Here is a 14,973-nt window from a genome sequence, read left to right on the forward strand (position 1 = left end):
CACTGTTCGGTATCCAGCCCCATCGTTCAAAGAGCTTCAGGCTGTCTACTAATGCATTCTTCGTCGAGAAGGTGCGCGATATTGTCGGGCTGTACCTGAGCCCACCCACCAACGCCCTGGTGCTGTGCGTGGACGAGAAGAGCCAGTGTCAGGCGCTGGAGCGCACGCAGCCGATGCTGCCGATGGGGCTGGGCTATCTCGAAGGGGTGACGCATGATTACGCATTGCCAGTATCGAGCGTTATACCGAGCAGTACAACCAGCACAAGCGGCCGTTCGTATGGACCGCAACAGCCGATTCCATTCTCCAGAAAGTGGCCCGGCTATGCAAAGTTATTTCTGGGACAGAACACTAGTGTTGCGACGACCGGTTGAATCCGCCCATCACGAGGCCGAAATCGCCCAGAAACGCTGCCTGAAGGTTCGGGTCGGGCACCTGATAGCGGACATAGGCGATGTCGCGGACTTTGATCACCTGCGTTGTCTCCTGGCGCATGGGCGCCAATATTGAAATCGAAGGTCGATTGCGGATCGGCCAGCCAATGCTTGTGTCGTCAATACTGGTCGCCGCGTCATTCGCCGACGTGAGTGGACGGGTCGTTCCAGCTATGCAGCGGATCGAGTGCGAACAGCGCCTTGTATTTTCCCGTGTAGAACAGCAACGGCGGACCGTCAGATTCGTGTACGCTGAGCACGTCCGCGGTATAGATGTGGTGATCGCCGCCCGCGTGTATAGCATCGACGCGGGCCACGATCCGCACGAGCGCCGAGCGCAGCAGCGGCACGTCGCAGGCATCTTCGAACGGATCGGGCAAGGTGCCGTCCGGCTGGCCGCCGAAGTGACGGCTCAATGCTTCCTGTTCCTTGTCAAGAAAGCTGACGCCGAACGTGTCGCCCTCTACGACCGATTGCGCGAAGCGCGACTGTGAGCGCGCGGCAATGAGGATCATCGGCGGATCGACGGAGAGCGACATGAAGGCGTTAGCCGTCATGCCCGCGGGCTTGCCCTCATGCTCGAACGTGACCACGGTCACGCCCGTCGCGAACTTGCCCATCGCGCGGCGAAACTGCGCGGGGCCAAGCGTCGCTGACGTCTGCTCGATGTAGCGGCTGGCAGTTTTCATGGCGTTCAGATCAGCGGCGTGTCCGCGGGCTGGCCACATGCAAGCCGCCCGTACATCTCAAAGTTCGTGGTGGGCACCACGATGCCGTGCAAGGACGCGACGCGTGCGTCATGCCATACGCGTGCGAACGGATTGCCGAGCGAGGCCAGCGACCCGCCCGAAGCTGTCGCAAGCGCATCGACCCCTTCCCACACGAGCTTTTCCGCGAGACCCACGTCGCGCCGCACTTTCGCGCGCTCCATGTACGGCATGTACTCGCCCGCGGCGGCGTAGCGGTCCATCGCATCGGCGTGACGCTCGATGATTGCGCGCGCGGCGTCGAGCTTCGCGGACGCTTCGCCAACCTGCAGGTGCGTAACGGCCGCTTCGGCCTGGCGTGTGTACCAGGTGTACTGGATGCCCCGCCGCGGCAGCAGTTCGAGGAATGTATCGAGCGCGGCGCGCGCGATACCAAGCGCGGGGAAGGCAAGAATGATGGCAAGCATGGGCATGCAAGCGACGCGATAGAGCGGCTCATCGGCGAGATGCGTCGAACGGTATTTGCCTTCGATCGCTGCGCTCATCGACGCAACCCGCGATTCGGGCACGAACACGTTGGTGGCGGAAACGGTGGAACTGCCCGTGCCGCGCAGCGCCATCACGTTCCAGTCGTCGAGCGTACGCAGATCGGAAGCGGGCACGAGCGCGATGCCCTGATCGGCCACCTTGCCGTTTTCATCGACGATGGGAATGCCCAGCATGTCCCAGTTCGCGTGATAGATGCCCGAATTGAACCCCCACAGGCCTTCTTCGATCAGATAACCGCCTTCGACCTTTTTCACGCTTGCCTTGCGCGGCGACAGCACGCCGGCGACGCGCGCGGGTTCTGGACCGTTAAAGAGTTCGTCATGTGTCTTTTCGTCGAACAGAGCGGCGGCAGCCCACGTCGTCACGTTCAGCAACGCCACGACCCATGCGGTTGACGCGTCGCCGCGACCAAGTTCGGACACAACTTCGAGAAACGTGCGCACTGACGTCTGATGGCCGCCGTAACGGCGCGGCGTGGTCAGTGCGAACATGCCGCCTTCGATCAGTTCAGCGATGGTCTGCTGCGGCAGGCGTCCCAACTCGTCGACTTCCTTCGCGCGGCCCTTGAGCGTGGGCACGAGCGAGGTCGCGTAACGTATCAGATCGGCTTCGGACGTGATGGTGCCGAGAAACTGGGGATTCGCATTCAAAGTGTCGTCTCCTGACGTGACAAAGGACTGGGATGTCTTCATATTTTTGATATTGTTATCAAATTAATCTCAAACATCAACGCATCATTTGCCAGGGCTTTCCCGGAGAACGATGAATGGAAGGATGTTACGGGGCGTCAGGCGCGCGGAAACGCTCCGTTGGGCGCTTCGGCGCCATGGCGGGCGAAGCCGGACGTCACTGGATGGAAGTGGGAAACGGTTGCGCGTTACGAAAGCCGTAACGCTGCGGGCGCTGGTGCTACAGGAAACGCGCATTCAAGCGACGTTATATTTGCGCGATGACTTCACGACGCGTGCGGCCTCGTCCTTGTCGACGCCCAAGCCACGCAGGGTGAAGGCGACGAACTGGTCGATTGCGGCGGCGGGCCGGCGCCCCTCAAGTATCTGACGCAGAATGCGCAGCGCCCCGCCGATAATGACATCGGCGCTCGTCAGCACATCGGCCGAACAGAAGTGTCCCGACTTTACGCCGGTGCGAATGTCGCGCATCAGGCGGTCGGTCATATTCTCCATCAGATCGCCGACGCTCGATTCCGTGTGGATCAGGAACCAGCCCCAGATGGGGTCACCGATTGCATGGCGAAGGGTCCATTGGATGTTCAATCCGACGATCAGAGCAATGTCTTCTTCCGTCGGACGATTGCGATCCAGCAGGTCGGCGATAGCCGTCACATCTCCCACAAAGACGGCGCGCGCAATCTCTTCCTTGCTCGAAAAGTAGTTGTAGAAGGAACCGAACGCGACCTGCGCTTCGTCGGTGATGTCATTGATCGCCGTGCCTTCTATTCCTTTGCGAGCCATTACGGCGCGTGCTGCCACCATGAGGCGCGAGCGCATCCGCGCACGCACCTTCTCGTTGGGCCGCCGCGCGGGCTGCGCCGCAGGCGCCTCGGTGCTGTCACGGGTTGCTGCACCCGTCTTCTGCCTCGGCTTTGCAGGCTCGTCCTGGGTAGCTTTTCGTTGTGTCTTCTGTGCCGTCATCTTTCTCACGCTTCCTGATGGCTTGTTCCAAGGGTTGATAGTTGACTCCGATCTTATCACCCGCCAAATACCTGGCAGGACCGGGCCCGTGTGAGTCTCCGGTTTCGTTGCTGCAAGCGATTCTGAGTTGCTTGCGGGAATACACCTAACCAATTTTTATTGATATTGGCATCAAATAACACAAGAATACTAACCTGACAAAGACAGGCGGACCGACAGCACATGCTGAACACACGGTGCAGATGAAGCGCCGTCAGCGGTCTGCCCACGCCGTTATTCGCTAACAGAAAGCCGGAGAGAACAATGCTGAACAGACGGGAAACGCGCATGGTCGGTCTCGCCGCCCTCGGCGCGATGCTGGAGTTCTATGACTTCGTGGTGTATCTGTTCGTCGCGACAGCTTTAGGCGACGCGTTCTTTCCTCCGGACGTGGCGCCGTGGACGCGCCAGGTCCAGACGTTTGCGATCTTTGCCATCGGCTATCTCGTTCGGCCGATCGCGGGCATCGTCATGGCGCATTTTGGCGATGTCATCGGCCGAAAGAAGATGTTCATCTTCCTGATCGTGCTGATGGCCGTGCCGACATTTCTCATCGGCGTGCTGCCGACCTACGCGCAGGCCGGCATACTCGCGCCCGTCGCCTTGTTGGCGCTTCGCGCGCTGCAGGGCTGTGCAGTTGGCGGCGAATTACCAGGCGCGGCCGTATTCGCGTCGGAACACGCGTCACCGACAAGGCTGGGCGCGTCGAGCGGAACACTACACGGCGTCGTGCATCTTGGCCTCGTATTGGGTACAGGCGCGGCGGCGCTGTCGTCGGTCATTGCCGTTAAGGCGGGTATGCCGTCTCTCGCGTGGCGCTTGCCCTTTCTGGCGGGCGGCGTGTTCGGACTGGTCGCGGCCTGGTTGCGCAGGCACCTTGAAGAATCGCCACTCTACGCAGAAATCCGGCAATCGAACCAGTTATCCGCGACCACGCCGCTGAGAGCCGTTCTGACCGAACACGCGGGCGCCTGCATGTTCGGTCTCGCGCTGATGTTCGTGATGGCGATCTTTTCGACCGTATTCTTCCAGTTCGTACCGGCGATGCTCACCACGGCGTATCAGATACCGCGTCAGGACGTGTTGCACGCGAATATGTTGGGAACGCTGGGACTGGCAGTCAGCATGCCTCTCTGGGGGCGCGTCGGCGATCTTTTGGGCTGGGCGCGTGTGCTCGCGCTCGGCGCTGCGGTGAATCTTCTCGTCGCCGTGTGGTTTTTTCATACGTTGCCTGGCGTTCTTGCTGCGCATGACACGCTGGCGATGCCGTTCTGCGTGGTAGGCGTTGCGGTCGCCATTGTCATTGCGCAGGTTCCGGGGCTGACGGCGTCGCTGTTTCCAACCCGCGTGAGACAGAGCGGGTATGCGGTGCCCTATAACGTCGGCGCCGCGCTGTTTGCCGGATTGTCCCCGGTGACCCTGTCCTGGCTCGTACGTGACTTCGGCACATCTGCGCCGCTCTATCCCGTTCTCGTTGCTGCCGTCGTGACTGCCTGTCTCGCGTGGAAGGTGGCGCGCATGCCGCTCTACCTGGGCATCCACGCGAAACGACGGGCGTCTGTCAGCGCGCAGACAGCGGAACCGCACGGGATGCCCGATTACACAAAGGAAATCTGATGGACAAGGAATTGCAACAACTGCTCGACAAGTCGGAGATCAACGAAGTCGTGCAAAAAGAGCGCGCATTTCGCGATCAGGCGCGCTGGGACGAAATGCAGGCTGCATTTCACGACGATTCAGTCGTCGATCTCTCATGGTTCAAAGGCAGCGGGCCCGAATTCGTCGCGTCGTCACGCCGTCTGTATGAAGCGGGACGGCACTCGGCGCATCAGATGGGACCGACGCTGGTGTCGCTGATTGGCTCGCGCGCGCTCGCGTCGACCAGCTGTGCGGTTTGTTTGCGCACACGGTTGAGCGGCGTCGAAGTCGAACTTACCGCACATTCCCGGCTGTACGAGCGGCTGGAAAAGCGCGACGGCGAATGGCGTATCGCACGTATGGGCATCGTCTATCTGAGAGATCTTCTGATACCTGTCAACCCGGCAGAGCGGGTCGAAATCGACAATGCGCGGCTGTCGGCGTTTCGATCGAGTTATCGCTTCCTGTCTTATCTGTTGGCGGAAACAGGTGTAGCGCCGCGCGACGATCTACCCGGAGAGGATCGCCCGGAGACAGTGAAACCAATGCTGGACGCAGATCTGCGCTGGCTCGAAGCGGGCGAATGATTACATTCGTCGTGTAATACAGACTTCATTGCGCGAGTTCGCGCAACGAAAATCTTTCATGGTTTGGAGAGCGGTCCATTTATTATAATTAGGATAACTATATGAATAAAAGACTTTTTATTTTGGCATTGTCGCTCATCGCGGAGCAGGCGAGCGCACAATCCGTCACGCTGTACGGTGCTGCGGGCGGTGGCGTCAGGTGGGTCAACAACCTCAAAGGAGGGAGTGCGATCCAGTTTTCCAGCATCGAGAGCAAGAACCGGTTTGGTCTACGGGGAGTGGAAGATCTGGGCGGCGGCGTCAACGCGATCTTTCTCCTCGAGAATACTTTTTCGACGGGAACAGGCGCATTGGGCAAAACGGACACGCTGTTCGATGCCGCTGCTTACGTCGGCGTCTCGGGTCGCTATGGTCAATTGACCTTCGGCAGACAACTGAGCGTTGCAGAAGACCTGATCGTCGATCTCGATCCAAGTCGGGTTGCCGGTTCGACTGCGCCCATCACGCCGGACGCGTTGATTGGGACCAACTATTTCGTCGGCGATACGCGCTTCAATAACATGGTGAAGTACAAGACGAAGATTGGCGGCGCCGGACTGGGTGCAAGCTATTCGTTCGGCGGCGTAGCAGGAAACACGCGCGCGGGCAGCAATTACGCGGCGTCGCTTACCTATCAGACCGGGCCGTTATACGGGGGAGCCAGCTATCAGAGAACCTACAACCCGGATGCTTCACAGTTCGCGCAAACCTGGCAGGTCGGTGGTTATTGGCAGATCGGGCCGGCGCGTCTTTTTCTGTCGTACCTGCAGTTGATGGTGAGCGGTGCGGGCGCCACCAGTTCGCAACGCCGGGACAGCATACCGCAGGGCGGCATTTCGATTCAGCCGACGCCTGCGCTGGTTCTTACCGCAGCCTTCTACGACGACATAGCAAGCAATCTTGGCAATGCGCGTGGCGCGAACGGGCATAAAACCACTGCCTATGGAATCGTTGATTATTTTCTTTCCAAGCGCACGAATGTCTATCTCGAAGTGGATAGAAATACCTTCACGGGCGCTTATCGCACGGATCCTCTCAACATCGCAGTGTTCTCGCGCAATCCGGCGAGCACGGCAAGCACAGGCGTCACGATCGGCATGACGACGCGATTCTAGGCGATCCGAAATCCCTTGCGCGCCGTAGCGTAGCGCATCGGAACAATTTATCGTTTAACTCGACAGCGAAAAAAATGCACAAGACTATGATGAAAACGATCTACTTCTTAACGGTTTTTGGTTTGGTCGCTGTGTCGGCCTACACAGGCGCATTCGCGCAACCCATTGCCTCTGGGACATATGCGTCATCTGGTGCGCAGACCGGGAGATCGAGCCGCGCGGAAAACCGCCTGTTGGCCAAGCGCGTGCTCAAGTCATTGGCGCGAACGCGCGGCCTCGATTCGACGGGACTCTTCGTCAAGGCGATCGATGGAAATGTGACGCTGACGGGAGCAGTGCCCGACGCTAGCCAGATACCGTTGGCGCTAGACAGTGCACGGCGCGTCGACGGCGTGAAGTCGGTGCGTGACGATATCCGGCTGCAGGACAGGCCGTACTGAAAGGAGTGATGCATGAACCAGACAAACAGATCCTGCGACGTTCAAGGCGATCGTAACGCAGCACTGCAGGCGCCGACGCGGATCGACGTCCACGCGCACTTCATTCCGTCGTTTTACCGCGCGGCGTTGATCGAGGCAGGACATGAGAACCCCGATGGCATGCCGTACCTGCCTGACTGGAACGACGGGCAACATCTGGAGTCGATGGACAGGCTCGGAATTTCGACGGCGATCCTGTCGGTGTCGTCTCCCGGTGTGCATTTCGGTGACGACGCCAAGGCGCGAGCACTCAGCCGGCGTATCAACGAAGAAGGAAAGCGACTCTGCGAAGCACATCGGGGACGATTCGGATTCTTCGCGTCGGTGCCGCTTCCCGATGTCGAAGGCGCAGTCAAGGAAGCCGCCTTTGCGCTCGATGAACTCAAAGCAGACGGTATCGTTGTCGAAACGAATCATCATGGCGTGTATCTGGGTGATCCCCGTCTCGAACCATTTTACGCAGAACTCAATCGCCGGAGCGCGGTGGTTTTCGTGCATCCAACGTCCCCGTCCTGTCATTGCTGCCAGCGAGGTGACGAACGATATCCGCGTCCGATGCTTGAATTTATGTTCGAGACGACCCGGTCGATCACGGACATGGTACTGTCCGGCGTACCCGTTCGATACCCTGACATCCGGTTCATTGTTCCGCATGCAGGTGCAGCACTCTCCGTGCTTACGGAGCGCATTGAAATGTTCAGGCCGCTGCTTCAGGCCGGCACTGGGACAGTGCCATCCATGCGGGAAGCGATGCGCAGATTGCACTTCGATGTGGCAGGCGCACCTGTTCCCACTCTGCTGTCGGCGTTGTTGCAGGTTGCTGATCCCGCACACATACATTACGGAAGCGATTATCCGTTCACACCCGCCCCCGTCTGCGAAGCGCTGTTGGCTCAGATCGACCAGACCGACGTGCTTGACGCCTTCGGACGCGGCGGAATTTATCAAGACAATTCGCTTCGCCTCTTCCCGCGGTTTTCCGGCAAGATCAAACCGCGATAGCCGTTGCCTGTGCCTCCGGTCGCGCGATGGTTACGCATCGCTGATGAGAGCCGATGCGTGGCAAGGAGCCTTTGTGGACAGCGACTCCGTGCCGGGCCCTCACGCCTTACCTGCGGGAGGCGTGCCGTCGTGCGGGACAAGCAGACAGCAGACGCGCCAACTCTCCTTACGACACTTTGCGGTCTCGTAAGGAGCCCCTTGTCTTCGCGCAGTGCAGGCCACCAGATACCAATGACTAAGGCGGGTCCGCTCGTCTAGGGATGACCTCCGGCGACCCGCGATGGATTCCTGCAGACGAACACAACCCCCGCCGCGATCGGCTCAATGCGCATCAAAATCAGTCAGGTTGTCAGGTCGAAGCGTCTCCAGCGGTTGCAGAATGTCACGAACTGAGAGCAGCCCGACAACATATTGGCCGATCTGGTCAATCAAGTCCGTGACTTGATCGACAAAAGATTCGTCCTGAGCGGTCACCGTAAGGGTCGCAGCGTTGACGATCGCATGGGCCATGGCATGAATGCGCAGCAGATCGTCGCGCAACCCCTCGGGATCGTACAGGCGAGTGCGTACCGCATCGAGCGTGTCGACGGCCGCAAGCAGACGTGTCGTGTCGTAGCCCGATTCCAGAACCTGCAGCGCGTGCGTGTCGACCGCGCCGAAGGGAGTATCCGTAGTGACGGAGGTGGCTGTGCTCCTACGCGTGCTCATCACTGTCGCTGCCCGTCCGGGCGTGCAGCCTGCCCGAACAGCGCATCCTTCAACAGAACCGGACATTTCTAAAAAGCTACTACAACCAATTTGTTGATAATTTCTTTTATGGAAAATCCGCGAACGTCAGGTAAGCGGAGCCTTTCCGCGCCGTGCGCGCTCCAAATGTTGCAGGTTTCGAGGCGGCTGATACGTCGGCTTGGCGATGCCTGCAGCCGGAGCGGCGCTGAGGAGGTGGGAGGCGCAGCCGAGATAACCCCCGCTAGCCCGTCGAACCGCCGCCCACCGATTTCCGCACGACGCCGCAACGCAACGGGCTGACGGCATCCAACGGAGATGCGATTCGCGCAATGGTGCCGGAGAGACAAAAGCGACTGCCAGTCTTGGCTGGAAAGGCGTCAAGCCACATGACATGCGGTGAAATAACTTTCGCATAGCCTGTTGCGGGAGCCATAGCTACAGTGCGCGTATCGGATGCGATGCACTGTTCCACAACCTCACCGCAGACGATACCCCCGGTCACTACCGTTATGGCATCGTCATGGAACAACTTGGAAAATTCACGCTATATGTCACGGCTTTCGTCATCGCCGTATCGATGGTCGAAGCCGTCTGGCTGACCCGGAAAAACCGCAATGCGGCCACGCCATTCGCGTGGCACGAAGTATGGCTTTCGCTGGCCGACGTCTTCGCGCGCAAGCTGCTCGCGATGCTGCCGCTATCACTCGCGACACCTGTGTTTGCCCTGGCATGGGAGCATCGCATCCTCACGGTGGAACTCAATAGCGCTCTGATGGTGCTGGCGCTCTTCATCGGTCAGGAATTCTGCTACTACTGGTATCACCGCGCGTCGCATCGCATTCGCTTCTTCTGGGCCACGCATGCCGTGCATCACTCACCGAACCAGTTGACCCTCTCCACCGCGTACCGGCTCGGCGTGACGGGCAAACTGTCGGGCTCGGCGATCTTCTTCGCGCCGCTCGTGTGGCTCGGCGTGCGTCCTGAAGTCGTTCTGCTGACGCTCTTCTTCAACCTCATGTATCAGTTCTGGCTGCATGCCACGTGGATTCCGAAGCTCGGTTGGCTCGAGTATGTGTTCAATACGCCGTCCTCGCACCGCGTGCACCATGCGTCGAATGTCGAATATCTGGATGCGAACTACGGCGGCGTGCTGATTATCTTCGACCGGTTGTTCGGCACTTATGTCGAGGAACGCGCCGACGAACCTTGCCGCTACGGACTTGTTAACCCGACTACCTCACGCAATCCGTTCGTCGTCGAGTTCGAGCACTGGGCGACGCTAATACGGGACGTGCTGATGGCTAAGAGCGTGTGGGCCGCGATCAATCACGTGATCCGGCCGCCGGGCTGGAGGTCGGAAGGCGGCGAAACTACGGAAGAACTGCGCCGCAAGAGCGAGGCCGCGCGTCGCGGGTGCGAAGTGACCAACGGCTGATGAACTGGCGATTTGTGCATGGTGAGTTGACCACGCTCCAATCGTCGACGACGACATTCCGTTGATGGCGCGCACGCGGGGCACGCGCGCGCCCCATGGTCCATCGCGCTCCGCCATCGCGTGTGATGGTGTCGTTTTCCAGGCAAGCATGAAACTCGGGGGCATCTGCCTTGATGGCGTCGACGAAGTTTCGGCGGAATGCTCCAACTCTCGTGCCGAGCGAAACAGGTGGATGGCAGCTATTGAGAAGGGTAAGTACGTACATTGAGGCGGCTCCCGACCTCGGGGCCGGAAGAGACGGCCGCCAGCCACCTGATTTCCGCGCAGTAGATGTGACGAGATGGTCTGGCCGAGATAACACCCGTTATCGCGGCATCGGCAGCGCAGGACCGTTTCAGTGCCTTGGACGCCGGCGGTGCAGCGGTTTTGGGATCTCCTGATCGAGCAGCCTGGGGTCCCATCCTTGTTGCCGCGCGTTGTAGCGCCAACGTTCCCATAGACTGATCCAATTTTCGGCTTGGCGTTCAAGTTCGGAAATGCGGCCCGAAAGCTTTTCGAGGCGCGCTGAGGCTTCAGGCGACAGCGCTGTCTCGCCGTGAGCGCTTGCGTAGCCACGCTTAATGGCCACCTTCGCCACCCGAAACGCCTTCGATATCCTGGTATTGAATGAAAGCGACTGGCGGCTGAAGCCGGAATAGGTAGCCAACTTCTGCCAGGTCAATCGATGTCCGTACTGACCGCGCGACCTGTCGGACAACCATCGCTCAATCTGCTCAAGCATTCCGTTATCAATTCGTTTGAGCGACACTTGCGGCTCCAGAATTCGTTAAAAGTTCTTTCACGGCAATGAGCGTTTCTTCTAGCGTAACTTCGTCGTCAAACAAGGCCCGCAGGCTCTCCTTTGTCGGAATACGTTTTTCTGGTGCAGGCTTAACCATCGTCCCGTCGGGTATCGTCGGGTCCGCGTGAATCTGAAGCACCCGGCGGAGCGTTATGAGTTGCGCCCCGTACTGTATGACATAGTGGGAACCGTAAAACGCGGAGCCCAACTTCGCCATCGCTGCTTTCAATGCTCGTAGGGTCCGGAAATAATCGGCTAGATGTTTTCCGGCTTCCACTGGGTCACCTTTGCGAATCCAGAACGGTATGGTCCCGCTCGAAATCGGCAGCGCAAAGGGCCTGAAAGAAGCTTGAGACGGCGTCGTTTCAGGTGTGGATTCGACTCTTTGCAGCCGCTGTCCCTAGACCCGCTAGTTTGAACTTGTAGATTTGCGGGGAGACTGGGATCGAACTTTACTTATCTCATACGCGGCACATGCAACGTGTCCGTATGTGTGTCGCTTGACAAGTTGCAACGTACTGAGCCGCTAGGATGGAGCCCGATTCCGTCCGTTTGCGAGTTACGATCTTGTCGTTCTTCCTGTCCGCGGGTAACTTACCGTTTGTAATGGCATCGTTGCCGGGCTTCGGTCGATTCTGTATGGTGGGTCATTGACCTACCCGATGAGATCCCGAATGACGCTACCCGCAGACCAGCTTCCGCAACCGGTTCGCTCCGATGTCCTGATCATCGGAGCGGGCCCCGTAGGTCTCTTTGCCGCTTTCGAAGCGGGCGTGATCGGCCTGTCATGCCAGATTGTCGATGCGCTCGGCAAGGTCGGCGGGCAGTGCACAGAGCTCTATCCGGACAAGCCGATTTACGACATTCCCGCGATTCCGTCATGTACCGCGCGCGAGCTGGTCGAGCGTTTGATGACGCAATGCAAACCGTTCGATGTGCCGATCCATCTCGAACAGAGAGTCGAGTCGGTCGAGCAGCGCGACGACGGGCGCTGGACCGTGCGCACCGACCGCGGTCTCTTATTCGACGTGGCAGCGATTCTGCTCGCCGCCGGCAATGGTGCGTTCGTCCCGCAAAAACTGGCGCTGGCCGAAGCCGTACCGCTGGAATCGCGCCATGTGCACTACAGCGTGCCACGTCTCGCGGATTTCGCCGACAAGACAGTGGTGGTGGCCGGCGGCGGCGATTCCGCGCTCGACTGGGCGCTGGCCTTGCGCCAGGTCGCGCGGCGCGTGACACTCGTGCATCGTCGCAATGGCTTTAGTGCGGCGGATTCGAGCGTGGCGTCGATGCGGCAGGCGGTCGAGGCGGGCGAAATGGACTTTATTGTCGGCGCGATTTCGGGGCTCGGCGTCGAGGGCGATGCGTTGAAATCGATCGCGCTGCGGCATATCGAAGGCGAAACGCAGCTCGAAACGGAGCAACTCGTCGTGCTGTATGGGTTGGTCGCCGATCTTGGGCCGATCGCGCAATGGAATCTGTCGACCCACGGCGGTCGCGTCGATGTGGATACATCCAACTACGAAAGCTCGCGGCCCGGCATTTTCGCGGTCGGCGATATCGCTAACTATCCGAACAAGCAGAAGCTGATTCTATCCGGCTTTCATGAGGCGTCGCTCGCGCTGCGCAAGGCGTACACGTACGCGTTTCCGGAGAAGAAGCGGGTCCACGTCCATTCCAGTTATGACGCGAAGCTGGCGGAGAAGGTCGGAGCGGCGGTTTAAGGGTCTCACGACGTACCGAAGTTTGCTGCACACGGCGGCAACGCGGCGTTTTCAGTTGTCGAAGCGATAACGTTGGACAACAAACAGGATATGAAGACTGGCCGGTGTATGCTTTTGGGCAAACCACTTCATTCTTCTTGCTATGAACGAGACTGACGCCGCTTCCGCAAGCGGTCACGGCGAGTCCGCCCACGAGCCGCCTGCGCTCCGTGCGAACACACCCTTCGAGGTCGACTACCGGGCGCTAGTCCAGTCGATCGAAGATTACGCAATCTTCCTGCTGGACCCGGCCGGGCGTATCGTCAGCTGGAATGCCGGCGCGCAGAAGCTGAACGGCTACGCGGCACACGAGATCATCGGCGCGCACTTCTCCCGTTTCTACACTGCCGAAGCCCTGGAGCGTGGCTGGCCGGCTTATGAGTTGCAACAGGCCGCACTTACCGGCCGCTTTGAGGACGAAGGCTGGCGGGTTCGCAAAGATGGCACGACCTTCTGGTCGAACGTGGTCATCACAGCGGTGCGCAACGAGGCTGGGCTGCTGACCGGTTTCGCCAAGATTACCCGCGATCTGACCGCGCAGCGCGAGTATATGGACGCATTGCGGCGAAGCGAGGAGCGCTTCCGTCTGCTGGTCGACAGCGTGAAAGACTACGCGATTTTCATGCTCGATCCGGATGGTTATATTGTGAGTTGGAACGCAGGCGCCGCGCGTATTAAAGGCTATGCGCGCGACGAAATCATCGGCCGGCATTTTTCGACTTTCTACCCGCGCGAAGAAGTGGCAGCCGGCAAACCGGTGCGCGAGCTGGCAATCGCGAAGCAGATCGGCCATGTCGAAGACGAAGGCTGGCGCGTGCGTAAGGACGGCACGACCTTCTGGGCCAACGTCAACATCACCGCCATGTATGACGAATCGAACCAGCTACGCGGCTTCGCGAAGGTCACGCGCGATCTGACCGAGCGCCGTGAACGCGAAGAACTTGAGCGCTCCGGCGAGCGCATGCGCAAGTTTCTCGCGACCCTCGCCCACGAGCTGCGCAATCCGCTGGCGCCGGTGCGCAACGCGGTTGGGGTGATGCAACTCGAAGCGGGTCTGAGTCCTACGTTGGCGCGTTCACGCGATATGATCGACCGCCAGGTAACTCACCTCACGCGCCTCGTCGACGATCTGCTCGACGTCGGCCGCATCATGTCGGATAAGGTCGAGTTGCGCCTGGCGCGCATCGATCTGGCCGAAGTGGTGGTGCGCGCGATTGAAGCCGCGCGGCCGTTTACCGATGCGCGTGAGCAGAGTGTGGTGCAGCACATGCCGGCCGAGCCGCTTATCGTCGACGGCGATACGACGCGGCTTGTACAGGTGCTGCAAAACCTGTTGCATACCGCCTCGAAGTTTTCGCCGTTCAGCAGCCGCATCGAGATTTTCGGGCGTCTCGAACATCAGATGGCAGTGCTGGAAGTGCGCGACCATGGCCGCGGCATTCCCGTACGCTCGCTCGACACGATCTTCGAGTTGTTCGTCCAGGAAAAGGATAAGCAAAGCTCCGGCGAAGGCGGCCTCGGCATCGGCCTCACCTTGTGCAAATCGCTGGTTGGACTGCATAGCGGCAGCATCATCGCGAGCAGCGAGGGGGAGGGGCGCGGCAGTTCGTTCACGCTCAGTCTGCCGTTGGCCGCGGCGCCGTCCGAAAAGCGGGCTGATCAGGCTGACGCTGCGGCAAGCGAGGTGTTGCCGTTGCGTATCCTGCTGGTGGACGACAATCGGGACTCCGCCGACAGCCTCGCCATGCTGCTCCAACTCAAAGGCCACGAAGTCCGCATTGCCTACGACGGCCCGCAGGCGCTCGGTGTCGCGCCGCGCCTCGCGCCCCACCTTGCATTGATCGACCTTGCGATGCCAAAAATGGACGGTTACGCAACGCTGGCGGCGTTGCGCGAAATGCCCGCGCTGGCTGGCACCGTGTTCGCCGCCATGACCGGCTTCGGTCATGCGAGCGACCGCGAAC

15 protein-coding genes and 1 pseudogene are annotated in these 14,973 nt (G+C 59.8%); 9 read left to right on the forward strand and 7 right to left on the reverse strand.

The window, feature by feature from the left end; genetic code table 11:
• Positions 1 to 221: pseudogene (locus VFE81_RS06995) on the forward strand (IS630 family transposase); the annotation flags it as partial.
• 130 nt (positions 222 to 351) lie between these two features.
• Here the strand turns inward: VFE81_RS06995 and VFE81_RS07000 are convergent.
• From VFE81_RS07000 to VFE81_RS07015, 4 genes are all read right to left on the reverse strand, one after another.
• Positions 352 to 474, reverse strand: a complete 123-nt coding sequence (locus VFE81_RS07000) for a hypothetical protein (RefSeq protein ID WP_325043896.1) — start codon at positions 472 to 474, stop codon at positions 352 to 354.
• Positions 475 to 571: 97 nt separating this feature from the next.
• Positions 572 to 1,123 carry a flavin reductase family protein gene (locus tag VFE81_RS07005; protein ID WP_325043897.1) on the reverse strand — a complete coding sequence of 184 codons (552 nt, stop codon included), beginning with the start codon at positions 1,121 to 1,123 and terminating at the stop codon, positions 572 to 574.
• 5 nt (positions 1,124 to 1,128) lie between these two features.
• Positions 1,129 to 2,340, reverse strand: a complete 1,212-nt coding sequence (locus VFE81_RS07010; RefSeq protein ID WP_325043898.1) for an acyl-CoA dehydrogenase family protein — start codon at positions 2,338 to 2,340, stop codon at positions 1,129 to 1,131.
• A 276-nt stretch (positions 2,341 to 2,616) separates the two neighbouring features.
• Complete coding sequence (locus tag VFE81_RS07015; protein WP_325043899.1) at positions 2,617 to 3,342, reverse strand: TetR/AcrR family transcriptional regulator; 726 nt, start codon at positions 3,340 to 3,342, stop codon at positions 2,617 to 2,619.
• 303 nt (positions 3,343 to 3,645) lie between these two features.
• Between VFE81_RS07015 and VFE81_RS07020 the strand changes: the two genes are divergently transcribed.
• The 5 genes from VFE81_RS07020 to VFE81_RS07040 all read left to right on the forward strand — a co-directional run bounded on the left by VFE81_RS07020 (position 3,646) and on the right by VFE81_RS07040 (position 8,241).
• Positions 3,646 to 4,998: an MFS transporter gene (locus VFE81_RS07020; protein ID WP_325043900.1), complete on the forward strand. Its 1,353-nt coding sequence runs from the start codon at positions 3,646 to 3,648 to the stop codon at positions 4,996 to 4,998.
• Positions 4,998 to 5,606, forward strand: coding sequence for a nuclear transport factor 2 family protein (locus VFE81_RS07025; protein ID WP_325043901.1), 609 nt, complete (start codon positions 4,998 to 5,000; stop codon positions 5,604 to 5,606). The genes VFE81_RS07020 and VFE81_RS07025 overlap by 1 nt, the downstream gene beginning before the upstream one ends.
• Before the next feature lie 101 nt (positions 5,607 to 5,707).
• Positions 5,708 to 6,760 (forward strand): porin, encoded by a 1,053-nt coding sequence (locus tag VFE81_RS07030; protein ID WP_325043902.1) that lies wholly within the window; start codon positions 5,708 to 5,710, stop codon positions 6,758 to 6,760.
• Positions 6,761 to 6,846: 86 nt separating this feature from the next.
• A complete protein-coding gene (locus tag VFE81_RS07035) occupies positions 6,847 to 7,200 on the forward strand; it encodes a BON domain-containing protein (protein WP_325043903.1) in 354 nt (117 codons plus the stop codon).
• Between the two features lie 12 nt (positions 7,201 to 7,212).
• On the forward strand, positions 7,213 to 8,241 hold the full coding sequence (locus VFE81_RS07040; protein WP_325043904.1) for an amidohydrolase family protein: 1,029 nt from the start codon (positions 7,213 to 7,215) through the stop codon (positions 8,239 to 8,241).
• Positions 8,242 to 8,562: 321 nt separating this feature from the next.
• Here the strand turns inward: VFE81_RS07040 and tnpC are convergent, their stop codons facing one another.
• Entirely contained in the window at positions 8,563 to 8,949 is a 387-nt protein-coding gene (tnpC, locus tag VFE81_RS07045; RefSeq protein ID WP_325043905.1) for a Tn3 family transposase post-transcriptional regulator TnpC, read from the reverse strand.
• Positions 8,950 to 9,490: 541 nt separating this feature from the next.
• On the opposite strand from tnpC, the gene VFE81_RS07050 reads away from it, so the two are divergent.
• Positions 9,491 to 10,405: a sterol desaturase family protein gene (locus VFE81_RS07050; RefSeq protein WP_325043906.1), complete on the forward strand. Its 915-nt coding sequence runs from the start codon at positions 9,491 to 9,493 to the stop codon at positions 10,403 to 10,405.
• A 394-nt stretch (positions 10,406 to 10,799) separates the two neighbouring features.
• On the opposite strand, the gene VFE81_RS07055 is transcribed toward VFE81_RS07050, so the two are convergent.
• Together VFE81_RS07055 and VFE81_RS07060 are read right to left on the reverse strand one after the other, a co-directional pair.
• Positions 10,800 to 11,213 (reverse strand): hypothetical protein, encoded by a 414-nt coding sequence (locus VFE81_RS07055; protein ID WP_325043907.1) that lies wholly within the window; start codon positions 11,211 to 11,213, stop codon positions 10,800 to 10,802.
• Positions 11,194 to 11,523 (reverse strand): hypothetical protein, encoded by a 330-nt coding sequence (locus tag VFE81_RS07060; protein ID WP_325043908.1) that lies wholly within the window; start codon positions 11,521 to 11,523, stop codon positions 11,194 to 11,196. The genes VFE81_RS07055 and VFE81_RS07060 overlap by 20 nt, the downstream gene beginning before the upstream one ends.
• A gap of 397 nt (positions 11,524 to 11,920) precedes the next feature.
• On the opposite strand from VFE81_RS07060, the gene VFE81_RS07065 reads away from it, so the two are divergent.
• Together VFE81_RS07065 and VFE81_RS07070 are read left to right on the forward strand one after the other, a co-directional pair.
• On the forward strand, positions 11,921 to 12,970 hold the full coding sequence (locus tag VFE81_RS07065) for an NAD(P)/FAD-dependent oxidoreductase (RefSeq protein WP_325043909.1): 1,050 nt from the start codon (positions 11,921 to 11,923) through the stop codon (positions 12,968 to 12,970).
• 142 nt (positions 12,971 to 13,112) lie between these two features.
• Positions 13,113 to 14,973, forward strand: a 1,861-nt coding sequence (locus VFE81_RS07070) for a PAS domain S-box protein (RefSeq protein ID WP_325043910.1), incomplete at its 3' end; no start/stop codon positions are given.

The sequence above is a fragment of the Paraburkholderia sp. genome (genome assembly GCF_035656215.1).
In the GTDB taxonomy this organism is placed as follows: Bacteria; Pseudomonadota; Gammaproteobacteria; order Burkholderiales; family Burkholderiaceae; genus Paraburkholderia.